This window comes from Arthrobacter sp. SLBN-112, from assembly GCF_006715225.1.
Taxonomy (GTDB): Bacteria; Actinomycetota; Actinomycetes; order Actinomycetales; family Micrococcaceae; genus Arthrobacter.
The window spans coordinates 2,298,253-2,318,963 of the sequence record NZ_VFMU01000001.1 but is presented as its reverse complement, the minus strand read 5'-3'; the positions used below and the strand labels follow the sequence as shown (position 1 = coordinate 2,318,963).

The 20,711-nt window shown below is 66.0% G+C and carries 21 protein-coding genes; 11 read left to right on the top strand and 10 right to left on the bottom strand.

The window, feature by feature from the left end:
* The first annotated feature begins 53 nt into the window (after positions 1 to 53).
* Positions 54 to 323: a GlsB/YeaQ/YmgE family stress response membrane protein gene (locus FBY33_RS10840; RefSeq protein ID WP_056332502.1), complete on the top strand. Its 270-nt coding sequence runs from the start codon at positions 54 to 56 to the stop codon at positions 321 to 323.
* 145 nt (positions 324 to 468) lie between these two features.
* On the top strand, positions 469 to 2,658 hold the full coding sequence (locus tag FBY33_RS10835) for a putative bifunctional diguanylate cyclase/phosphodiesterase (RefSeq protein ID WP_235010539.1): 2,190 nt from the start codon (positions 469 to 471) through the stop codon (positions 2,656 to 2,658).
* A gap of 30 nt (positions 2,659 to 2,688) precedes the next feature.
* Here the strand turns inward: FBY33_RS10835 and FBY33_RS10830 are convergent, their stop codons facing one another.
* Positions 2,689 to 3,066 (bottom strand): hypothetical protein, encoded by a 378-nt coding sequence (locus FBY33_RS10830; protein WP_142030564.1) that lies wholly within the window; start codon positions 3,064 to 3,066, stop codon positions 2,689 to 2,691.
* 224 nt (positions 3,067 to 3,290) lie between these two features.
* On the opposite strand from FBY33_RS10830, the gene FBY33_RS10825 reads away from it, so the two are divergent.
* Entirely contained in the window at positions 3,291 to 3,842 is a 552-nt protein-coding gene (locus FBY33_RS10825; protein ID WP_142030563.1) for a dihydrofolate reductase family protein, read from the top strand.
* Positions 3,843 to 3,977: 135 nt separating this feature from the next.
* Here the strand turns inward: FBY33_RS10825 and FBY33_RS10820 are convergent, their stop codons facing one another.
* Positions 3,978 to 4,328, bottom strand: coding sequence for a DUF3846 domain-containing protein (locus tag FBY33_RS10820; RefSeq protein WP_142030562.1), 351 nt, complete (start codon positions 4,326 to 4,328; stop codon positions 3,978 to 3,980).
* Positions 4,329 to 4,400: 72 nt separating this feature from the next.
* Positions 4,401 to 5,351 (bottom strand): homocysteine S-methyltransferase, encoded by a 951-nt coding sequence (gene mmuM, locus FBY33_RS10815; protein WP_142032778.1) that lies wholly within the window; start codon positions 5,349 to 5,351, stop codon positions 4,401 to 4,403.
* Positions 5,352 to 5,473: 122 nt separating this feature from the next.
* Here mmuM and FBY33_RS10810 point away from each other — a divergent pair, with 122 nt between their 5' ends.
* The 3 genes from FBY33_RS10810 to FBY33_RS10800 are packed head-to-tail and all read left to right on the top strand — an operon-like array spanning position 5,474 to position 7,476.
* On the top strand, positions 5,474 to 5,923 hold the full coding sequence (locus FBY33_RS10810) for a hypothetical protein (protein ID WP_142030561.1): 450 nt from the start codon (positions 5,474 to 5,476) through the stop codon (positions 5,921 to 5,923).
* Complete coding sequence (locus FBY33_RS10805) at positions 5,920 to 6,669, top strand: cyclase family protein (protein ID WP_142030560.1); 750 nt, start codon at positions 5,920 to 5,922, stop codon at positions 6,667 to 6,669. Before FBY33_RS10810 ends, FBY33_RS10805 begins: the two co-directional genes overlap by 4 nt.
* Before the next feature lie 30 nt (positions 6,670 to 6,699).
* Positions 6,700 to 7,476, top strand: coding sequence for an IclR family transcriptional regulator (locus FBY33_RS10800; protein ID WP_142030559.1), 777 nt, complete (start codon positions 6,700 to 6,702; stop codon positions 7,474 to 7,476).
* Between the two features lie 11 nt (positions 7,477 to 7,487).
* Here the strand turns inward: FBY33_RS10800 and FBY33_RS10795 are convergent, their stop codons facing one another.
* Positions 7,488 to 8,264, bottom strand: coding sequence for an IclR family transcriptional regulator (locus FBY33_RS10795; RefSeq protein WP_142030558.1), 777 nt, complete (start codon positions 8,262 to 8,264; stop codon positions 7,488 to 7,490).
* Positions 8,265 to 8,412: 148 nt separating this feature from the next.
* Positions 8,413 to 9,852 (bottom strand): amino acid permease, encoded by a 1,440-nt coding sequence (locus tag FBY33_RS10790; protein WP_142030557.1) that lies wholly within the window; start codon positions 9,850 to 9,852, stop codon positions 8,413 to 8,415.
* A gap of 288 nt (positions 9,853 to 10,140) precedes the next feature.
* On the opposite strand from FBY33_RS10790, the gene FBY33_RS10785 reads away from it, so the two are divergent.
* Together FBY33_RS10785 and FBY33_RS10780 are read left to right on the top strand one after the other, a co-directional pair.
* A complete protein-coding gene (locus FBY33_RS10785; protein ID WP_142030556.1) occupies positions 10,141 to 11,193 on the top strand; it encodes a homoserine dehydrogenase in 1,053 nt (350 codons plus the stop codon).
* On the top strand, positions 11,186 to 12,613 hold the full coding sequence (locus FBY33_RS10780) for an aldehyde dehydrogenase family protein (protein WP_142030555.1): 1,428 nt from the start codon (positions 11,186 to 11,188) through the stop codon (positions 12,611 to 12,613). The genes FBY33_RS10785 and FBY33_RS10780 overlap by 8 nt, the downstream gene beginning before the upstream one ends.
* Here FBY33_RS10780 and FBY33_RS10775 read toward each other — a convergent pair.
* On the bottom strand, positions 12,610 to 13,071 hold the full coding sequence (locus tag FBY33_RS10775) for an Lrp/AsnC family transcriptional regulator (RefSeq protein WP_142030554.1): 462 nt from the start codon (positions 13,069 to 13,071) through the stop codon (positions 12,610 to 12,612). The two genes, FBY33_RS10780 and FBY33_RS10775, sit on opposite strands and share 4 nt — an antisense overlap.
* 224 nt (positions 13,072 to 13,295) lie before the next feature.
* On the opposite strand from FBY33_RS10775, the gene rlmC reads away from it, so the two are divergent.
* Complete coding sequence (rlmC, locus tag FBY33_RS10770; RefSeq protein WP_142030553.1) at positions 13,296 to 14,423, top strand: 23S rRNA (uracil(747)-C(5))-methyltransferase RlmC; 1,128 nt, start codon at positions 13,296 to 13,298, stop codon at positions 14,421 to 14,423.
* Between the two features lie 6 nt (positions 14,424 to 14,429).
* Here rlmC and FBY33_RS10765 read toward each other — a convergent pair whose 3' ends face one another.
* Together FBY33_RS10765 and FBY33_RS10760 are read right to left on the bottom strand one after the other, a co-directional pair.
* Positions 14,430 to 15,053: an FMN-binding negative transcriptional regulator gene (locus FBY33_RS10765; RefSeq protein WP_142030552.1), complete on the bottom strand. Its 624-nt coding sequence runs from the start codon at positions 15,051 to 15,053 to the stop codon at positions 14,430 to 14,432.
* Positions 15,054 to 15,071: 18 nt separating this feature from the next.
* Positions 15,072 to 16,001, bottom strand: coding sequence for a DMT family transporter (locus tag FBY33_RS10760; RefSeq protein ID WP_142030551.1), 930 nt, complete (start codon positions 15,999 to 16,001; stop codon positions 15,072 to 15,074).
* Here FBY33_RS10760 and FBY33_RS10755 point away from each other — a divergent pair.
* Positions 16,000 to 17,409 (top strand): aminotransferase-like domain-containing protein, encoded by a 1,410-nt coding sequence (locus tag FBY33_RS10755; protein WP_142030550.1) that lies wholly within the window; start codon positions 16,000 to 16,002, stop codon positions 17,407 to 17,409. The genes FBY33_RS10760 and FBY33_RS10755 overlap by 2 nt on opposite strands.
* A 132-nt stretch (positions 17,410 to 17,541) precedes the next feature.
* Entirely contained in the window at positions 17,542 to 18,333 is a 792-nt protein-coding gene (locus FBY33_RS10750) for a hypothetical protein (protein ID WP_235010538.1), read from the top strand.
* 2 nt (positions 18,334 to 18,335) lie between these two features.
* On the opposite strand, the gene FBY33_RS10745 is transcribed toward FBY33_RS10750, so the two are convergent.
* Together FBY33_RS10745 and FBY33_RS10740 are read right to left on the bottom strand one after the other, a co-directional pair.
* On the bottom strand, positions 18,336 to 19,160 hold the full coding sequence (locus FBY33_RS10745; RefSeq protein ID WP_142030549.1) for an SDR family NAD(P)-dependent oxidoreductase: 825 nt from the start codon (positions 19,158 to 19,160) through the stop codon (positions 18,336 to 18,338).
* Between the two features lie 112 nt (positions 19,161 to 19,272).
* Positions 19,273 to 20,676 (bottom strand): GntP family permease, encoded by a 1,404-nt coding sequence (locus FBY33_RS10740; RefSeq protein ID WP_142030548.1) that lies wholly within the window; start codon positions 20,674 to 20,676, stop codon positions 19,273 to 19,275.
* Positions 20,677 to 20,711: the final 35 nt, after the last annotated feature.

Below are 20,711 nucleotides of genomic sequence, written 5' to 3'. Positions count from 1 at the left end.
TGATGGAACCGGAAATGGGGGCCCGGCACAACTTACTGACAAGGAGTGGCAACATGGGCATTATCGGATTTCTCATTTTGGGCCTGATTGCTGGAGCCATTGCAAAGGCCATCCTGCCGGGTCGCCAAGGCGGCGGCTGGGTAGTGACCTTGGTCCTCGGCGTCGTCGGGGCCATCCTGGGCGGCTGGATCGGATCGCTCATCTTTGGCGGTGGGCTGGCCGAATTCTTCGATCTCAGGACCTGGCTGCTGGCCATCCTCGGCTCCATCATCGTTCTCCTGATCTACGGAGCAGTCACCAACCGCAGCGGCCGCCGGGTGTAGCCGCAGCACATAAATAATTCAGCAAAAGCGCCGGACTCCGCAAAGGAGGACGGCGCTTTTGACGTCCAACCTGCGCCATTTTTGTGGCCCCCGGTACCCGCGCATTTCCCGTGGATGGCATTTATGATGGCGAAGGGGTGGTGTAATGACCAGTTTTATGGGCCGTGCCAACAATGTGGCATTACAAACTTTTGGCGTGGTCATGGACGCGAGTCCGGACGCGCTGCTGGCATTGACCACAGAGGGCATCATTCTTGCGGCCAATCCGGCAGCAGCCAGGCTCTTTGACTTGGCGGAGGAGGCTCTTACCGGCAGGGACCACCGCGAACTGATCGCGGAGGGCTTCCGTGACGAGGTGGGCCGGTTGTTCCACCAACTCCTTGCAGCGCCGGAAGAGTTTCCGCGGCCGTGCGAGATCATGGGACTGCGTCACGACGGCGCCGAGATCCCCATCGAGGTGGCGGCCGCACTCCTTCCCCAGCCAACCGCGGCCACCGTTCACGGGGAGCTTGAACCGGCGGGGCAATCGGGAGAACAGGCTGCACACTCCAAAGCGCGCCTGCTGCTTTCCGCCCGCGGCACGGCACACCGCAAGGCGGCGGACCAGGGTTTGCGGGAGGCGATGTCCTTGCTGACGGCCACCCTTGAATCCACTGCCGACGGCATCCTGGTGATGGGCACTGACGGCAGGGTTGCAGGTTTAAACGAACAATTCCTCACCATGTGGGGTATCCGGCCCGAACTGATGGAAGCGGAGAGCGAAGAACCGGTCATGCAGCTCATCGTGGAGCAGGTGGCAGATCCTGTGGCCTTCACTGCCCGACTCGGCGAACTCCAGGAGGACCCGGCCGCCGAAAGCCATGACGTGGTCGAGTTCAGGGACGGCCGTACCTATGAACGGTATTCCCGGCCCCAGCGGGTGGGGGAAAAAATCGTCGGCCGGGTATGGAGCTTCCGCGATGTCACGCCCCGGCGGAAAGCGCAGGAGCAGGCGCACCGGGCCATGATGGACCTGGCCGTGCAGGCTGAAAAGCTGCGGGCCATGGCATTCCAGGACCCGCTCACCGGGCTCGCGAACAGGGCCGTATTCAACGACGCGCTGGCCGGGGCACTGCAGGAACCCCGGCTGAAGACGGTGGACGTCCTGCTCCTCGACCTGGACGACTTCAAGGAGGTCAATGACATCCTTGGGCACCAGGCCGGAGACGACATGCTAATCGAAGTGGCACGTCGCCTCCGCGGCTGCGTCCCGACGGCCGACGTTGTTGCTCGCTTGGGCGGGGACGAGTTCGTGGTGCTGTTGACGGCGCGTCCGGACGCCGACGCCATCGCCGCGTGCATCGTGCGCTGCCTGCACGTTCCGGTGACCATCAACGGCACCGTCCTGCGGCCGAGCCTGAGCCTGGGCCTCGCCTCCGTGGGGCAGGACAGCGTTGGGCCGTCCGAGCTGCTGCGGCACGCGGACATCGCGATGTACGCAGCCAAGGCGGCAGGCAAGAACCGGCTCCTGCGCTTCCACCCGGACATGATGCAGGCCCTGGTGCAGCGCACGCACATGGAGAGCGGACTGCGGCTGGCCGTTCCGCGCGGCGAAATTACCGTGGACTTCCAGCCCATCGTGTCGCACCGCATGGGACAGGTGGTCCAGCTGGAGGCACTGGCCAGGTGGGACCGCGACGGCGAGCGGGTGCCGCCGTCGATCTTCATCCCGCTGGCCGAGCGCACCGGGCTGATCAACGAAATCGGCGCCGAGGTGATGGCTTCCGGAATGGTGCAGCTGGCACGTTGGCTCAGCGAGGACCCCTCGCGGTCCCTGGCCGTCAACGTCTCCGGCGTCCAACTGCAGGACCCGGACTTCGCCGAGATTGTCTTGAAGTTGGCGAAAGCCAGCGGCGTTGCCCCCTACCAGCTGGTCATGGAAGTCACCGAGAGCGTGTTTTTCGACCCAGACTGCAGCCTGATCCGGCAGCTCAGCACGCTCCGGGACGCCGGGGCCCGGGTGGCGCTGGATGACTTCGGCACCGGCTACTCCTCCCTGGGCCGGCTGCAGGACCTGCCAGTGGACACGGTGAAGATCGACAAGTCGTTCGTGTCCATGGTGCGGACCGGCAACGAACGCCTGCCCATTCTCAGCTCCATCATCAACATGGCCCACAGCCTGGGACTGACCGTCACTGCGGAAGGGATTGAGACGGTGGCACAGGCTGATTACCTGGCTGCACTGGAGTGCGATTCGCTGCAGGGCTATCTGTTCTCACTGCCGGAGCCCGGTGACCGGCTTGGCCAGGCACTTCACCACGCGGAGGAGGCCCTCAACGCTCTGCAGGGGCGCTAAGCACGGCGCCCGCAACCTGGGCTGAGTCGCCTAGGCTGCTTCCTGCCGGCCGGGACGCTGCGGCTTGGCCGGTGCCTGCTGGGAAACGGCGGGTTGTGCAGGGGAAGCTTCAGGCTCCAACGCTTCTCCAGCCCCTACCGAAAGGTTGGCCTCCAGGGCAGGTGCGGCGGCGCGGTTGCGGCGCCAGCGGCGGACGAGGTCGACGCCGGCCAGCAGCCCTGCGAGGGGGGTCAGGACAGCGGCCGCGTAGACGAACAGCATCCAGGTCAGGGTGGTCAGCGGCGGCTGGTTGTTGTTGAGCAGGGACAGTCCGCCGAGCATGCCCACGACCCAGAACAGCACCACGGCCGTCAGTACGGCGCCGGCAGGAAAATACTGGTTGGTCACGACTTTTTTCAGGGTTTCCATGCACTTCCTCCTGCCTGGCCGGGGGACGGCAAAAGCCGCTCAAACACAAGTATGGGGCCCGGCCGGCACGAAACTGCGCAAGACGACACGGCGAGTGATGAAGCTAACGCAACCACCCGCCGTCGTACGGATTCCCTGGCCAAAAATGCCCCTCCCGTGCCCTTCCCGGAACGGCCTTGTGCGAATACCGTAATGCCTGTCCGCCCCAAAAACTGGAGGTTCCCATGCGCAAAGTCACTGCCGGCCTGTTCCACTCCGTGGACGGGGTGGTGTCCGAACCTTTCAAGTTCCAGTTCGACAGCTTCGACGAGGAACTTGGCGCGGGCCTGACCAGGATGATCAACACGGTGGACACGGTGGTCCTGGGCCGCGTCAGCTACCAGGAGTGGGCCGGTTACTGGCCGAACGCTTCGACTGACCAGGACTTCGCCGCGTTCATCAACCCGGTGGAGAAGTTCGTTGCCTCCCGCACCCTCGCCGGGCCGCTGGAATGGCAGAACTCGCAGCTGATGGACGCGCCGCTGGAGGAGTTCGTGGCCGGTTTGAAGGAGCGCGACGGCGGCGAGATCGCCGTGTGCGGAAGCATCTCCGTGGTGCGGCAGCTGCTCTTCGCCGGACTGCTGGACTCGCTGCAGTTGATGACGCATCCGGTCATTGCCGGCAGTGGCCGCAGGTTGTTTGAGGACGGCGACCCGTTGACCCGGCTGGTGCTGCAGGACCAGTCAACCACCAGCAAGGGCAACGTGCTGAGCACGTATGGGGTCCGCGGGGACTAGGTTTAGCCCAAACTGCTGCGGGAGCCGCTCCGAAATGGGGCACATTGACACGGACGCGCCGGGGATCAGGGCCTGCACGGCCCGTTTCCCGCTCAATGTGCCCCACGACGGCAGGTGCCAACGGGGTCGGCGGACCTACGCGGCCAGCGGCGCCCCGAAAAGCTCCTCCGCGAGCCGGGCCAGATGGTCCGGGATGTCCGCTTCGGCTCCATGTTCGCCGCGGCCAAGGAAGACGGCGGTGCCTCGGATCCCGTCAAGGTCCAGGCCGCATTCGTGCATGAGCTGCCCGGCGCGGACGTTGACCGGCAGGAGCATGGTGACGCTCTCGGCGTTCAGGTAGACATGCCAGTCGCCGCGGATCACCGACTCCAGCGGGCCATCCACCAGGGCTTCCAAGGCCTGCAGGTCCGCCGGGACCTGCTCGAGGCGGATCGGTTCGGAATTGCCGGCCGGTACTACAAGTGCTGTGTAAGTTCTGTTGTCCATTGTTCGTTGCTCCATAGGTTTTAACACCTGTGGATCCGCCAGTGTTCCCTGGACCGGCGCGATGACGTGAAGCTAGGCGTTGCCCGACGGCCCGGCCAACACGGCGATGTCACGCGGCGTGGTGCGGCAGCAGCCACCCACGATCCGGGCACCAAGCTTCCTCCACCCAGGGGCGGCTGAGCCAAGGCTGGCGGGGGCGCCGGCTGCGGCGGTCCGGTCCTGGCTCCACGTCTTTGTCGCCGGATCGTAGGTCTCCCCCGAGTTGGGGTAGGCCACCAGCGGTTGGTCCGTGTGCTCCCGCAGCGCTGCGAGCGCCGGGGTGACCAGGTTGAGCGGGACGCAATTCACGCCCACTGCGGCGACGTGGGGCTGGCCGTCAAGGAGCCGGGCCACATCGGCGAGCGGAGTTCCGTCGCTGATGTGCCCGCCGTCGCGCAGTGAAAAGGAGAACCAGGTGTCGACGCCGTGTTCCCGGCTGAGTGCCAGCAGGGCTTCGGCTTCGGCGAAGGAAGGCAGCGTTTCAAAGGCCAGGAGGTCAACGCCGGCGTTGACCAGGGCGGCGATCCGGGGGGCATGGAAGTCCCTGAACTCCGCCGGGTTGAGCACGTAGTCTCCGCGGTATTCAGAACCGTCAGCGAGGTAGGCGCCATAGGGTCCCACGGAACCGGCAACCAGCAGCGGACCGGCACCAGGATGCTGGGCCAGGTGCTCCTGGCGCGCTTCAGCCGCGAGCTGGACGGACAGGGCGACGAGTTCCAGGGCGTCCTGCCCGCCAATCCCCCGCGCGGCAAAACCCTGGGGCGTGGCCTGGTAGCTGGCGGTGGTGGCAATGTTGGCGCCCGCCGCGAAGTAGTCGCGGTGAACGTCCCGGATGAGGCCTGGCTGTTCCAGCAGCACTTTGGCAGACCACAGGGGGTCTGCCAGGTTGCACCCGCGGGCCTCCAGCTCGGTGGCAAGGGCGCCATCGGAGACCAGCGACCTTTCCTGCGAAAGGAGCTTGGACAGAGGTATGGGGCTGGACATGCCGTCTCCGAACTGGGTAGCTGTGCTGACAATAATCATTATAAACAATTTCTCATGCTTGTAATGAACATCACTGTGTGCCACGATGACAGGCATCTACGAACCAGTTAGGAGGACCAGACGTGAGTGTGCAGCTGAATACAGTCCGCAAGCTTCGGGTGCACTGGCCCATCAGCACAGAAACGTTCGCGCGGATAGCGGCCGGGGAGGTCTCCGCTCTCAAGCAGGACCCGGGCCTGGCCGCGCTCCTGCATGCCGTGGAGCAGTTCCGCGAGCTCGGCGACTTTGGGAACTACAAGCACGTTTTTGAGGCGGGCATTGGCCTGGAAGGGTTCACCTGCGGTGAGGGCGCCGTACCCACACTGGGCACGGTGGGGGAACAGATGGTCTCGCCCACCTTCGTTTTCACCACGTACTTTGACGCCGCCCTTGAGGACCACGTGGTGGAGCAGTTCATTGGGGAATTAGTGGACATCCACCCATGGGAGTTGCCGGTCATCGAGGTAACCGGGCCCGTGAGCGTGGCCGGCGGCCTGCGCGCCAAAGACCGTTCCGGAGCGGCTGCCTCATGATTGACACCGCTACCGGCCTCTGGCCCTCGCTGCAGTCCGCATTGGAGGGACGGCGGTTCACCGACCTCACCCACGCCTTTCATCCCGGCCAGCCGCACTTTCCCGCCTTTCCGAACGAAACCCGGGAAGCGCTTTTCGATCTCGACAAAGGCGACGGATTCACGGCGCACAGGTATTCCATCGTTGGCCAATGGGGAACACACGTTGACCCGCCATCCCATTTCATCCGCGGCGGCCGGACCCTGGACTGCATTCCTGTGGAGGACATGATCCTGCCGCTGGTGGTTCTGGACATCACCAAGGACGTTGCCCGCAACCCGGACGCCACACCCGGCCTGGACCATGTCCGGGACTGGGAGGAACGGAATGGCAGGATTCCGGCCGCTTCTTTCGTAGCACTGAGGACCGGTTGGAGCCGGCGCTGGCCGGACAGCGAGGCCATGGCCAACCGGGATGCTTACGGCGTCAGCCACACTCCCGGCTGGTCCCGCGAAGTACTGTCCTTCCTCGTGGAGGAACGCTCAATTGCCGCCATCGGGCACGAGCAGACGGATACAGATCTCGGACTGGCAACCTCCAACGGGGATTTCGGCCTCGAAACCTACATCCTCGCCCAGGACCGCTGGCAGATTGAACTGCTGGCGGATCTCACCGGCCTTCCGGAGGCGGGAGCCGTAATCGTTGCCAGCTGGGCCAAGCCACTGCAAGGAAGCGGCTTTCCCGCCCGCGTCTTCGCCATCTCCTGACGGCAGGCAACAGTCATTTAGACTCGGACCATGTCGAGGACTACAAGCATGGGACGGGGAATCACGGCGGTGCTGGCGGCCGGGGAGCGCCACGCCCATGGCCTCCCCGGCGGCACTGTGGCCGAAATTGCCGCCGACCTGGGCAAGGACCGCAGCCAGGTGTCCCGGAGCCTGCGGACGGCAGAGCAGGAAGGGTTCCTGCGGCGAACGCCGCAACGCACTTTTGCCCTGGACTGGAGCGTGCTGACCGATGCCCACCTGTTGACCCGGCGCCGCCTGCACACCGACGGTACGGCAGCGTTGGAGCGGCTCTCAAGCGAGACTGACGAAGGATGCTTCCTGGGTGTCCTCAGCGGGGACAGCACCGTTACGGTGGGCGAAAGTATCCCCGCAACCAGCAAAATGGTGGGCTCATGGCTGGGCCGGCCCTACCCTGCCTACTGCAGCGACGCCGGCCAGGCACTTTTTTGGGAGGCCTCAGAGGCGCAGGTACGCAAAGTCTTTGCGCGGGTCCCTTTCGTGAAGCACGGCCCCAACACGCCGGCCGACGTAGAGGACTTTCTGTCGCGGCTTAAGGTGGCGAGGCGGCGCGGCTATTCCATTGTTGATGAGGAAGCTGAACCCGGCCTGTACTCGCTGGCCGTTCCCGTGCGGGACTTCAGGGGCGAGGTGGTGGCCGCCCTGCAGATCGTGGGCCCGAAGAGCCGGCTTGAGCACCGCCAGGCTGACCACGCCAAGGCGTTGGCAGCGCAGGGAACGTGGCTTGAAGCCATTCTGGGGTGCCCGTCCCCCAACAAGCAGCCCTAGGCGCCGGCCCGCTACCCTTCAGGCGTGGGCGGTGCAGCCCCCAGCCTTGCCGCGGCCTCGGCGAGGACATCGGCCAGTTCCCGGGCCGGGATACCAATCTCCGCCCGGCTGCCAAGAACACTGAGCGAAGCAAGGATTCCACCCTGGGGATCGCGGATGGGGACAGCAACTTCGACAATGCCGTGTTCGAATTCCTCCACGGCAACAACACAGCCCTCGGCTTTATCCCGGGCCATCAACTCCCAGGCCTCCGGGATGGAGTGGGCAGCACCGGGACCACCGACGCCGATGAAATCCACGTCCGAAAGCAAGGCCTCGAAAGCGCGCTGCTTATGGTCCCACAGCAAAGCCCGCCCGGCTCCCGTGCACCAAACCGGCGTCACCATGCCAGGCTGGACAAAGCTCCCTGCACGTGAATCGTTGCTCGATGCCAGCAGCAAAATGACGCGGTAACCGTCCCGGACGGACACACGGGCGCGGAGACCGGTAGCGGCCACCAGGCTCTCCAGCTCGGCCCCGGCGTGCCGTATCCAGCCCGTATTGAGCGTGGCTGCAAGGCCAAAGAAGCCCCTCCCTACCCGGAACGGACCGCGTTCCGGCCGTTCCAGAAGGCCAAGGTCGCACAGCTCCTGGGTAAGGCGGGACACCCGGCTCTGGTCCATGTCCAGTTCAACGGCCAGCTGGGAAACACCCAGGAGCTGCTTGCCGGTCTTTTCCCGCTCAACCACCAGACGCACAATCCGCAGTCCCTGCGCCAGCGACGACGCCTCCGGGGCAGTATCGTCCACCCTTGCTGCTCCTTCCCACCGTCAACCGGTCTATCTTCACACGGGGAGGGTTCCCCTGATGCCACACCTTTCCCCGCGCCCCGAAGGCAGCCACGGCCCGGCACAGACGCTTGGCGCGTCTGAGCCGGGCCTCAGCAGAGGTCCATGCCTAAGCAGGCACGCCGGCAGGGCCCTTCCGCCCGTACCTGAAGTGGAAGTAGCCGTAGCAGGCCGCAACGAAAGGAATACCAAAGTAGAGGGCCGCGACCTGGTTGGGATCAAAGGCTATGCCGACGAGTGAGATGACGCAGAGGGTAAATGCCAGGATCGGCACCAGCGGAAAGAACGGGGCCTTGTAGCCCAGTGCAGCGACGTTCCCGCCGTTCCTGACAAAGGACCGACGGTGGAAGAAGTGCGAAGCGGTGATGGACATCCAGACGCCCACCACTGCGAAGCCCGCCACCGACACCAGTGCCAGGTAGACAGTTTCAGGAGCGACCACGCTGCTGATGAGGGATGCCAGCCCGCCGAGCATGCTCACCGAGAGTGCGGTCATGGGGATGCCCCGGCGGGTCAGCTTCTTGAGCGCCTGCGGTGCGTGGCCTTCATTGGCAAGGGAGTAGAGCATCCTCGCGCACGAAAACAATCCACTGTTGCCGGCGGACAGCAACGCCGTGATGATGACAAAGTTCATCAGGTCAGCGGCAAAAGGAACACCGGTAGCCGTAAACACGGTCACAAACGGGCTCTCGTCAAGCCCTACTTCCTGGTACGGAATAGTGGCGGCAATGACAGCGATGGCCCCCACGAAAAACACCAGCAGGCGGATGACGGTGCTTCGCATCGCTTTGGGAATGCTGGTGGCGGGATCCTTTGTTTCCCCGGCGGCCACACCAATCAGTTCGGACCCGGAAAAGGCGTAGAAGACGGCGAGCGCGGTGATCAGAACGCCGGTAAATCCGTTGGGAAACAGGCCTCCCTCGGTATTGAAATTCTCGAACAGGAAGGGATGGCTGCCGCCTTCGCTGAGCGGATGGAAGCCCAGCAGGGCTGCACCGCCAAGAACGATGAGCGCAATGATCGCCGCGACCTTGATGATGGCAAACCAGAACTCCGACTCGCCAAAGAACCTCGACGAAACGGCGTTCAAACCGAACAGCGTGGCGGCAAATACGAGGCACCACACCCACACGTCAACGCCGGGGAACCACCGTTGCATCAGCAGGCCCGAGGCGGTGAACTCCGACCCGATAGCCACTGCCCAGCACAGCCAGTACAGCCAAGCGGTTGCGAAGCCGGTGGCCGGTCCGATGGACCGGGCAGCGTAAATGTGGAATGCCCCGGAGACGGGGTACGCGATGGCGAGTTCACCCAGGCATGCCATCACCAGGTAAACCACAAAGGCGCCAACGAGGTAGGCAAGAACGGCGCCGAGTGGCCCTGCCTGCGAAATGGTGTAGCCCGAGCTGAGGAACAAGCCGGAACCTATCACTCCGCCCATGGCGATCATGACCAGATGCCTGGGGCCCATGGAGCGGTGGAGTCCGGGTTCTCCGGAGGGGGGAGCGCCAGGCTCTGGCTTGAGGGTTAGGGGGGTCGAAGATTCCAAGGGATGCCTCCAGTTGGGGGAAGGGTCGGAAGGGCGGCCGCATTTCGCTTGCCTGTCCGAAAGGGGCTATGAGTGCGTCGACAGTGACGAAAGTAACACAAAAACGCCTTTCTAGTCATGAAAAGCATATGGAGATGCAAATGTTGCACGTTTACTACGCGCGGGCAGTATGTCGATTCGTCAGGTCAATGGTCGTTCTGCCTCCCCGTTTGGGCATTTGGACATATCCCGACGGACAGCGGGTGGGACCACGATGGGAGCACCAACTGGCCAGATTGAAGGAGCACCATGACCACGTACGACATCGCGCTGATCGGTTTCGGCGGCGTAAACAGGACACTTGCTGAATTGATCGCCACCCGTGGGGATGAGCTCAGCCGCAAACTGGGTTTTGGCCTGCGGGTGGTGGCCATTACGGACCTTCGCCTCGGCTCACTGGTGCAGGCCGGGGGGATTGACCTGGACGCAGCCTTCCGGCTCGAGCCAGGTGTGGAGACCTTCGCAGCATGCGGGGGGTCCGCGGAGCCGGACAACGAGCGTGTCATCCGGACGTGCCCTGCCGACATCATTTGTGAAGCAACCTTCACCAACCCCACGGACGGTGAGCCCGCGGCCTCGCACGTACGCTGGGCCCTGGAATCCGGTAAGAGCGTCTGCACCACCAACAAGGGCCCCGTTGCGCTGTGGGGAGCGGAACTGGCGCAACTGGCACAAGGAAATGGCCTGGGTTTCGAATTCGAGGGCGCGGTGATGAGCGGAACCCCTGTGCTCCGTTTTGCGAAGCAACTGCTTCCAGGCCTGATACTCACTGGCTTTGAGGGCATCCTCAACGGCACCAGCAACTACGTTCTGGGCCGGATGGAGGACGGCCTCAGCTTTGACGAGGCAGTGCGCGAAGCCCAGCAGCGGGGTTACGCCGAGGCGGATCCCTCCGCTGATATCGAAGGCTACGACGTCCAGCTCAAAGTCCTGATTTTGGCGAATGAACTGCTGGGCGCGGACCTTACGCTCGCTGATGTCCAGCGCCAAGGGATATCCGCGCTGACCCGCGAAGACCTCACCAGGGCAAGGGGTGAGGGCCGGCGGTGGAAATTGGTGGGGTCTGCGCGGGGAAACCCGGACGGGACAGTAACCGCCGGCGTTGCCCCCGCAGCACTCCCCCTTGACCACGGGCTCGCGGGAGTTTCCGGAGCGAACAACGCGGTGTCGTTCCACACCGACCTTCTTGGGCCGGTAACGGTTTCCGGTCCCGGGGCCGGACGGGTGGAGACGGCGTATGCCCTGCTCTCGGACATCATCGCGATGCACGGTGCGAGGAACCAGGTGACTGCACATGCGTGAATCGACACTGGCCCCATCGGAGAAGGCACTGCCTGCGTTCGGCGACGTGCAGAGCCCCTACGATGGCCGGATTGTGGGAGCGGTCGTCCTGACCCCACCGGACGCCATGGAAACGATCTTCGAGACGGCCCGGGCCGGGGCCGTGCGGGCCCGGGGAATGTCCCGTCACACCCGCGGGAAGCTCCTGGACGCTGCTGCCATGCTGATGGACGGGCGGGCGGAGGATTTTGCCCGGACCATCACCGCTGAGAGCGGGAAGACCATCCGGCAGGCACGCAAGGAAGTACTGCGGGCGGTCAACACCCTTCGCTTGTCGGCGGCAGAAGCACGCCGGAATGGAGGAGAAACCATCCCTTTTGACTCCTATGAGGGCTCGGAAGACCGCATGGGCTGGTACTCCCGGGAACCGCTGGGCATCATCGCGGCCATCACGCCGTACAACGACCCGTTGAACCTGGTGGCGCACAAGGTGGGCCCGGCCATCGCGGGAGGGAACGCCGTGATTCTCAAGCCGTCCGCCTTGACTCCGCTGTCCGCGCAAATGCTGGCGGACGTCCTCACCGAAGCGGGCCTGCCCCACGGAGTGCTCACGGTTGTCCACGGGGGCAGGGACGTTGCGGAGGCGATCGTCAGGAACCGGGACGTACGGATGGTGTCCTTCACCGGCGGGTTTTCCACCGGGGAGGCGATCGCCCGGACAGCGGGGCTGAAGAAGCTGTCCATGGATCTGGGCGGCAACGCCCCGGTGATCGTGATGGACGACGCTGACATTGCTGCCGCCGTGGAAGCATGCGTCTCCGGTGCCTTTTGGGCCGCCGGCCAGAACTGCGTGGGAGCACAGCGTATTCTCGTGGCCGAGCCCGTGTACACCGAATTCCGGCGGCGCTTCCTGCAGGAAACGTCACGGCTCGTGGCGGGCGATCCTGCAGGGGAGAACACCGATGTGGGTCCAATGATCTCCTCCGCAGCGGTGGAACACCTCCAAACCAAAATTGATGCGGCCGTCAGCGCAGGTGCCGTAGTCCTGGCCGGCAATACCCGGAACGGCAATGTCCTGCAGCCCACGGTGCTGGAGAACGTCCCCATGGGGAGCAGACTCTGGAACGAAGAAGTTTTTGGGCCAGTGGTGCTGCTGCAGCCGTTCACAACCTTTGACGAGGCTGTGGACCTGGCGAATGCGGTGGACTTCAGCCTGCATGCGGGAATCTTCACGCGCTCTCTTGGCACTGCGCTGGAGGCTGCCGGCCGCATCGATGCAGGTGGCGTGATGATCAATGATTCCTCGGATTACCGCTTCGACGGGATGCCGTTCGGTGGATCCAAGTACGGCAGCATGGGCCGTGAAGGTGTCCGGTTCGCCTACGAGGAGATGACCCAGCCGAAGGTTGTCTGCATCAAGCACCAGGGCGGCAGGACCTAGGTGGGCTGGACTGCCGTGCCCCGCCGGACGTAGTTGGACAGCGTCATGGCCGTCACCGTGTCCGTCACTCCGGGAGCGGCAGCAATCTGCTCCCAGATTTCCTGGATGCGCTCGAGGGAACGGGCTTCCACCCGGACCAGCAGGTCGAAGTCGCCGCTGACAACATCACACAGGACCACTTCGGGGATCGATTGCAGCAGGGAAATCACATCGGATCCGCGCACCCTGTCCTTCCGGTAGACCATCAGGAACGCCGAGACAGGCCCCTGTCCCGGCGCACCGGTGACCACCGTGTAGCCCTGGATATAGCCCTGCCGTTCCATGCGGTCGATCCGCTGCCGCACGGCGTTCCGGGACAGAAGCACCTTCGCTGCCAGCTCCGCATGGCTGACCCGGGCGTTGCGCGTCAGCTCCGCAAGGATGCTCTGATCGATCCGGTCCAGACTCGCCCGCTCCATGTCCACCCTTCACCGCAAGAAATCCAACAGCAGACGAGAGTCGGCCCGGCTCCAGAACGGAAGCACAAAGAGATGATACTTCGGCCCGCAACCGGCCGGTCCCCTGACCCGGAATGAAAAGGGGCCAGCCATGAAAGAAGCGCGACGCCGGCACCTGGCCGGGTGCCGGCGTCGTCCCCCTCACGTCGTGGCCGGGATGGTGCACCGGGTAAACTTGTCCGGTCATGCGCTGTTCCTACTTTGATGCCGGCACCTGCCGCTCCTGCACCCACATGGGCAGGCCCTACGGTGAGCAGCTGGCCGGCAAACAGCTGCACTGCCAGACCCTCCTGTCAGGTCACACCAAACTCGAATGGCTGCCGCCGGTGGCGAGCCAGGAGTCGGGCTTCCGCAACAAGGCCAAAATGGTGGTTGGCGGAACCGCGCAGAACCCCACCATCGGGATCCTCGACGCCGATGGCCACGGCGTGGACCTGCGCAAGTGCGGCGTCTGCTCCCCCGGGCTGCTGGCCTGCTTCCCCGTGCTGGCGAACTTCATCCGGCGGGTCCGCCTGACGCCCTATGACGTTCCCCGCCGGACCGGCGAGCTCAAGCACATCATCGTTACGGAATCTCCTGACGGCGAGGTCATGCTCCGGCTGGTCCTGCGCTCGGAACAAACGGTGCCGCGCATCCGGAAGCACCTCCCGGAACTGCTGGCCGCCCTGCCGCAGGTGAAGGTGGTCTCGGTCAACCTGCACCCGGAACACAAAGCCGTGCTGGAAGGCGACCGGGAGATCCTGCTGACCGGGCAGTCCACCCTGAACATGCGGGTCAACGACATCAACCTGCACCTGCGCCCGCAAAGCTTCTTCCAGACCAACACCGACATGGCCGCGGCCCTGTACCGGCAGGGGCGCGAGTGGGTCAACGAACTGGCCCCGGCCTCGGTGTGGGACCTGTACTGCGGCGTGGGCGGCTTCGCCCTGCACAGCGCCGCCCCGTCCCGCACCGTAACCGGCATTGAAACCAGCAGCGAGGCGATCGTGTCCGCCCGCATCAGCAGTGGCGAAGCCGGCCTGGAGGGGATGGACTTCCAGGCCTGCGACGCCACCGCCTTTGCCCTGGCCAGCAGGCAGTCGCCGGACCTGGTGATCGTGAACCCGCCTCGGCGCGGCATCGGGAAGGAGCTGTGCGGCTGGCTGGAATCGTCGGACGTGCAGCACGCGGTGTACTCCAGCTGCAATGCGCAGTCCCTGGCCCGGGACCTGGCCGCACTCCCGTCGTTCACCGCCCGGCGCGCCCGGGTCCTGGACATGTTCCCGCAGACCACGCACTACGAGGTGATGGTCCTGCTGGAACGGGCAGCCTAGGCCCGCTCACCTGCCGCGCACGCGTTCGACGGCGGCCGCGCCGGCTTCGCGCCCGCTGGCCCGGAGGCCCGCCGCCACTCCCCAGGCGTCGGCGTCGGAGCGGTTTTGGCTCAGTTTTTCCTTCGCCTCGATCCGGGTGATCACCAGTTCCATGCCGACGATCGCCCGCAGCTGCCCGGCAATGAATTTCTCCGGCGCATCGTCCACGGTCCAGGGGTCCTCCCGGCCCTCCTCGTGCAGGCCGGTCAGGTGCCGGACGTGCCTGGCCAGCCAGCCGGCGTCGTCATGGACCACCAACTCCCCGTACACGTGCGCGGTGCTGTAGTTCCAGGTGGGGACCACGCGGCCGTGCTCGGCCTTGGACGCGTACCACGACGGCGAGATGTAGTTGTCGGGGCCCTGGATGATGGCCAGCGCCTCGCCGGTTGGCGGGGCGGACCACTGCGGGTTGTTCCTTGCCATGTGGGCCTGCAGCGCGCCGTGCTCCCCCACCCCCGGGTTGAAGGCGAAAGGCAGCAGCGTTGCCAGCAGGCCCTGGTCCGTCATGGTGACCAGGTTGGCCGCGCCGGGAGCCGCGAGGAGGTTCTGGACGGCCTGGGGATCGGCGGCGAAGTGGGCGGGAATGTACATGGGAAAGTCCTTTCGGGGTTAAGGGGCGGGACGGTTGAGCCGGACGCGGACGGCCGCGGCGGCGCAGAGGATGACGGCAAGGGCACCAATGAGGGTGGTCCAGGTGAGCGCTTCGCCCAGCAGGAGCGCGGCCCAGCCGAGACTGAGGACCGGCTGGAGCAGCTGGATCTGGCTGACCTGCGCCATGGGCCCGATGGCCAGGCCGCGGTACCAGGCGAAGAAGCCCAGGAACATGCTGACCACGGCGAGGTAGGCGAAGGCCGCCCACTGGACGGGCGTGGCCGACGGCGGCTGTTCCAGCACGGAGAGCACGGCCAGGACCAGCATGGCCGGCGCGGCAAGGACCAAGGCCCAGGCGATGGTCTGCCAGGAGCCAAGCTGGCGCGCCAGGAGGCCACCTTCGGCGTACCCCACCGCGGCGCAGGCCACGGCGCCGAGCAGCAGGAGGTCGGCCCAGTGCAGGTGCCCCACACCGCCGGACTGCAGGAAGGCGAAGGAGACCGCCGCCAGCGAGCCGAGCGCCGTCACTCCCCAGAAGACGGCCGGCGGCCGCTCGCCGGAGCGCAGCATCGCCACCGAGGCCGTGGCCGCCGGCAGGAGGGCGATCACCACGGCCCCGTGCCCTGCCGCCACGGCGGTGAGGGCGTAGGACGTCAGCAGCGGAAAGCCGACGACGACGCCCACGGCCACGAGCGCCAGGCGCAGCCAGGTGCGCGGTTGCGGCAGCCGCTGGCGGGTGATGGCAAGTGCTGCAACCGCAAGAACAGCGGCCACCACGGCCCGGCCGGAGCCGATGAACAGCGGGGGGATGCCGGCGACGGCCACGCGGGTGAAGGGAACGGTGAAGGAGAAGGCTGCCACGCCCAGCAGGCCCCACCAGATTCCGGTGGCTTTTCGCGGCAGTATCACTGGGCGGTTTAGGACAGTAGCGCTACTATGTTCCTTCATGAATAACGATAGCAGTGCGCGGATTGTTGCGGCGCTCCGGCAATGGATCGCCGGTGCGGCTCCGGGGGCCCAACTGCCGTCCACCCGGCAACTCGTGGCCGAGCACCAGGCCAGCCCGGTCACCGTGCAGAAGGCGCTGCAGGCGTTGACTGCCCAGGGGCTGGTCGAAAGCCGGCCCGGCGTTGGGACGTTCGTCCGTGCCGTGCGCACGGCACGGCCCTCGGACTATGGCTGGCAAACGGCTGCGCTGAGGTCGCCGTCGTCTCCGCTGCCGTCGTCGTCTGGCACCATGCGGAACGTTCCCGGTGATGCCATCTGGTTCCATTCCGGCTACCCGGACCGGGAACTGCTGCCGGAGCGGCTGGTCCGCGGCGCGCTGACGCGTGCTGCCCGCGGTGACGCCGCCCTGTCGCGGCCGCCGGCCGCCGGGATGCCCGAGCTGCAGCAATGGTTCGCGCAGGAACTGGGACTGGCCACTCCGGTGGGCATCACGCCTCCCACCCCGAACGATGTGGTGGTGCTGCCGGGAAGCCAGAGCGGCCTCAGCTCCATCTTCCGTGCGCTGGTGGGTGCGGGACAGCCGCTGCTCATGGAATCGCCGTCGTACTGGGGCGCCATCCTTGCCGCTGCGCAGACCGGGGTACGGGTGGTTCCGGTGCCCACCGGTCCGGACGGGCCTGACCCCGCGGACGTGGACCGCGCCTTTGCCGAGACCGGGGCCCGGGCGTTCTACGTGCAGCCCAACTATTCCAATCCCACCGGGGCGCAGTGGGCAGCAGGCCGTGGCGGCGAGATCCTGGACGTGGCCCGCCGGCATGGCGCGTTCCTGGTGGAGGACGACTGGGCCCACGATTTCGGCATCACCTCGGATCCTGTTCCGCTGGCAACCCGCGACGACTCCGGGCACGTGGTGTACATCAGGTCCCTCACCAAGAGCGTTTCCACCGCCATCCGGATTGCCGCGGTGGTTGTCCGCGGACCGGCGCGGGAACGCATCCTGGGCCAGCGGGCCGCCGAGTCGATGTACGTGAGCGGGCTCCTGCAGGCCGCCGCGCTGGACGTGGTGACGCAGCCGGGGTGGCAGACGCACCTGCGAAGCCTCCGCCAGCAGCTCCAGTCACGCCGCGACCTGCTGGCCACCAGCGTCCGTGACCACATTCCCCAGGCGCACATCGACAACCTCCCCAAGGGCGGACTGAACCTGTGGCTGCGCCTGCCGGACGCCACGGACCTGCCGCGTCTGGTCCGTGACTGCGAGGACGCGGGGGTGATCATCGCCGCCGGTACGGAGTGGTTCCCGGCCGAACCCGCCGGCGCCTTCATCCGGCTTAATTACTCGGGCCCGAATCCGGGCGCCTACCCGGAGGGTGCGCGGGTGATCGGCGAGGTGCTGGCGCGTCAGGGTTGACCGCGGCACGGCCGGAATTCTGCAGGGTTGGCTCAGGAATGCGTCAAGATTTGCGCTTAAACCGTTCCGGCCCAGCGGGCGTAGCTACGCTGGCCGTGCACTCCGCATCCAGCACATGCACTTGGGGGAACCATGCCTGAAATTCACAGTCCTTCCGCGCCCCGTAGCTATCGTCAGCAAGACACCCCGGCCGCCGGATCTGCCTGGCGGAAGGGCTCCAACAAAGCGCTGACCGCCGGGGCCGCTGCCGCCGTCGTGCTCTTGCTTGCAGGTTGCGGCGGACCCCAGGCCTCACTGACCGCCGCTGCCGGCCCCGCCAGCGAAACTGCCACCGCAACACCCACGCCAAAACCCATTGCCGATATGCCCTGCACCGCAGTGAACGGGCAGCAGGTTTCCGCCGGCACCACCTATGTCTGCACCAAAGACGAATCCGGCAGGCTGGTGTGGCTGGACGCCGCGCAATCCAAGCGGGTCACCGAGAAGCTGGCAGCCGCAGCTGCAGCGAAGGCGGCCGCGGAAAAGGCCGCAGCTGACAAGGCAGCCGCAGATAAGGCGGCAGCCGACAAGGCCGCGGCCGACAAAGCTGCCGCTGACGCAGCCGCGGCAGAGGCCGCTGCCCGGCAAGCCGCCGACGCGAAGGCCGCCCAGGAAGCGGCGGCGGCACAGGCAGCCGCGGCCAAGGCAGCGGCCGAAGCGGCCGCAAAGGCGGCTGCACCTCCCGCCCCCGTTGCGCCTGCAGTGCCGGGAACCAATCCGGGCTGCGACCCGAACTATTCAGGCCGCGTTCCCATCGCCTCCGACGTGGACTGCGCCGGCGGAAGCGGAAACGGCCCGGCGTACGTCAGCGGTCCCATCCAGGTCATTGGCCGGGACATCTACGGCCTGGACGCGGACCACGATGGGCTGGCCTGCGAGAGGTAGCCCTAGACGAAGGCCTTGACCAGCTCTTCGCTCTTTTCCCACAGGCCGCGCGCCAGCTCGGCGTCGTACGCCTGCGGGTTGGCCTTGGCCAGGGCGCGCTTGGCGTAGTAGGCGCCGGAAATCCAGTCGGTGCCGGGGGTGCCGTTGATGAGCCAGAGCATGGTGTCGGCGCCCTGGTCCGGGCTGAGCATGAAGCGGTTCAGCAAGGTGGTGTACGCGTGCCGGAACGGGCTGGTGGAGTCCGCCGCGAAGTTGGTGCGGACCACACCCGGGTGGAATGCCGCCGTCGTGATGCCCTCGTCATGGAAGCGGCGGTGCAGCTCCGAGGTGAAGAGGATGTTGGCGAGCTTGCCGGTGCCGTAGGCGCGGTTGGTGCGGTACCCGTGCTCGGCGGTGAGGTCGAACAGGTCCAGCTTGCCGAAGTTGTTGGCGGCGCTGGAGGTGTTGATCACCTTGGCATTGCTGCTGGTCAGCGTGTCCATGAGCAGGGTGGTCAGCAGGAACGGCGCCAGGTGGTTGATCTGGAAGGTGGCCTCGTTGCCGTCCACCGTGAGCGTGCGTTTGCCCATGATTCCGCCGGCGTTGTTGGCCAGCACATCGATGCGGGGGTACTTTTCCTCGAGTTTGGCGGCGAGTTCGCGCACCTGGGCCAGATCAGCGAAGTCAGCCAGATAGTGGTCCGCGCCGATATCCCCCGCCAGGGTGCGGGTCTTTTCGGCAGAACGGCCGACGACGACCACCTGCTCCCCTGCCTTGGCCAGCGTCCGTGCGGCTGCCGCTCCAATGCCGTCACTGGCGCCGGTGATCACGATGGTGCGAGGAGTCAAGGGGTGTCCTTTGGTCGGCGGGTGGCGTACGTGGAAAGCATGCCAAGGGAAACAACGACGGCGGGACGGCCGGTGTTCCCACCAGCCGCCCCGCCGCAGTCGCCTTCGGGCGTCAGCCCACGGCGCCGGCCACCAGGAAGATGACCGCTGCGATGGCGAAGCCCATGACGCCGATCAGGGTTTCCATCACGGTCCAGGTCTTCAGGGTGGTCTTGACGTCCATACCGAAGAAGCGGCCCACCAGCCAGAAGCCCGAGTCATTGACGTGGGAGACCACCACGGAGCCTGCAGCCACGGCGATGACCAGGGCGGCCACCTGCATGCCGTTCATCCCGGCGGCGGCAACGGCCGGGGCAATGAGGCCCGCGGTGGTGGTCAGGGCCACGGTTGCCGAACCCTGGGCGATGCGCAGGATGGCGGAAATGAGGAAACCGGCGAGAATCAGGGGAATACCCACGCCGCCCAGGACGTCGGCCAGTGCCTTGCCGATGCCGGAGGTGCGCAGGACACCACCGAACATGCCGCCGGCACCGGTGATCAGGATGACCGAGCAGACCGGCCCAAGGGAGGATTCGAGCAGCTTCTCGAGGGCTCCGGCGTCGCGGCCGCGGCGGGTGCCGAGGACGAACATGGCAACGAGCACGGCGATCAGCAGCGCCACGGGGGTTTCACCGATGGTCCGCAGGACCTGGAACCATTGCTCCTTCTTGACGGACGCGTCCAGGGCGCCGGAGGAGGCCAGGGTGTTCAGCCCGGTGTTGAGGAAGATCAGTACCAGCGGCAGCAAGAGCAGGCCCAGGATGGTGCGGAAGCGCGGCGGGTGGGATTCCGCTTCGGCACTGGCGTGGCCCAGGATTTCGGGAACCGGAAGCACCAGCTTCCGGCCCGTGTACAGGCCGTAGAGGTATGCGGTGACGTACCAGGTGGGGATGGCGGTAATCAGGCCTGCGATCAGGACCAGGCCAATGTTGGCGTCGAAGAAGGTGGCGGCGGACACCGGCCCCGGGTGCGGCGGCAGGAAGATGTGCATCACCGAGAAGGCACCGGCAGCGGGCAGGCCGTAGCGGAGCACTCCCCCGCCGAGGCGGTGCGCGACGGCGAAGACCACCGGCAGCATGACCACCAGGCCGGCGTCGAAGAAGATGGGGAAGCCGAAGATCAGTGAGGCCAGGCCCAGCGCGAAGGGGGCACGCTTTTCACCGAAGACGCCGATCAGGTAGTCGGCCAGCACCTTGGCGCCGCCGCTGGTTTCCACGATCCGGCCGAGCATCGCGCCCAGGCCCACCAGCAGTGCCACCGTCCCCAGGGTTGTGCCGAAGCCGTTGACCAGGACCGGGACCACCTGGTTGGCGGGGATGCCGGTGGCAAAGGCGGTGGCCAGGCTGATGAGGATCAGGGCGATCAGGGCGTGCATCCGGAGCCGGATGATCAGGAACAGCAGCACAAGAATTGCCGCGGCGGCGATGAGCAGCAGGGGGCCTGCGCCCATCGTCTGGGTCCATCCTTCGATGGTCATGGTTCTCCTTTGAAACAGGGTTGGGGACTAGGGGG

Coding starts and splice junctions, on each gene's coding strand:
- FBY33_RS10800 (WP_142030559.1), top strand. CDS start 6,700: ATGTCGAGGACTACAAGCATGGGACGGGGAATCACGGCGGTGCTGGCG.
- FBY33_RS10825 (WP_142030563.1), top strand. CDS start 3,291: ATGCGCAAAGTCACTGCCGGCCTGTTCCACTCCGTGGACGGGGTGGTG.
- FBY33_RS10840 (WP_056332502.1), top strand. CDS start 54: ATGGGCATTATCGGATTTCTCATTTTGGGCCTGATTGCTGGAGCCATT.
- FBY33_RS10740 (WP_142030548.1), bottom strand. CDS start 20,676: ATGACCATCGAAGGATGGACCCAGACGATGGGCGCAGGCCCCCTGCTG.
- FBY33_RS10830 (WP_142030564.1), bottom strand. CDS start 3,066: ATGGAAACCCTGAAAAAAGTCGTGACCAACCAGTATTTTCCTGCCGGC.
- FBY33_RS10775 (WP_142030554.1), bottom strand. CDS start 13,071: ATGGAGCGGGCGAGTCTGGACCGGATCGATCAGAGCATCCTTGCGGAG.
- rlmC (WP_142030553.1), top strand. CDS start 13,296: ATGCGCTGTTCCTACTTTGATGCCGGCACCTGCCGCTCCTGCACCCAC.
- FBY33_RS10750 (WP_235010538.1), top strand. CDS start 17,542: ATGCCTGAAATTCACAGTCCTTCCGCGCCCCGTAGCTATCGTCAGCAA.
- FBY33_RS10760 (WP_142030551.1), bottom strand. CDS start 16,001: ATGAAGGAACATAGTAGCGCTACTGTCCTAAACCGCCCAGTGATACTG.
- FBY33_RS10785 (WP_142030556.1), top strand. CDS start 10,141: ATGACCACGTACGACATCGCGCTGATCGGTTTCGGCGGCGTAAACAGG.
- FBY33_RS10835 (WP_235010539.1), top strand. CDS start 469: ATGACCAGTTTTATGGGCCGTGCCAACAATGTGGCATTACAAACTTTT.
- FBY33_RS10820 (WP_142030562.1), bottom strand. CDS start 4,328: ATGGACAACAGAACTTACACAGCACTTGTAGTACCGGCCGGCAATTCC.
- FBY33_RS10765 (WP_142030552.1), bottom strand. CDS start 15,053: ATGTACATTCCCGCCCACTTCGCCGCCGATCCCCAGGCCGTCCAGAAC.
- mmuM (WP_142032778.1), bottom strand. CDS start 5,351: ATGTCCAGCCCCATACCTCTGTCCAAGCTCCTTTCGCAGGAAAGGTCG.
- FBY33_RS10805 (WP_142030560.1), top strand. CDS start 5,920: ATGATTGACACCGCTACCGGCCTCTGGCCCTCGCTGCAGTCCGCATTG.
- FBY33_RS10755 (WP_142030550.1), top strand. CDS start 16,000: ATGAATAACGATAGCAGTGCGCGGATTGTTGCGGCGCTCCGGCAATGG.
- FBY33_RS10780 (WP_142030555.1), top strand. CDS start 11,186: ATGCGTGAATCGACACTGGCCCCATCGGAGAAGGCACTGCCTGCGTTC.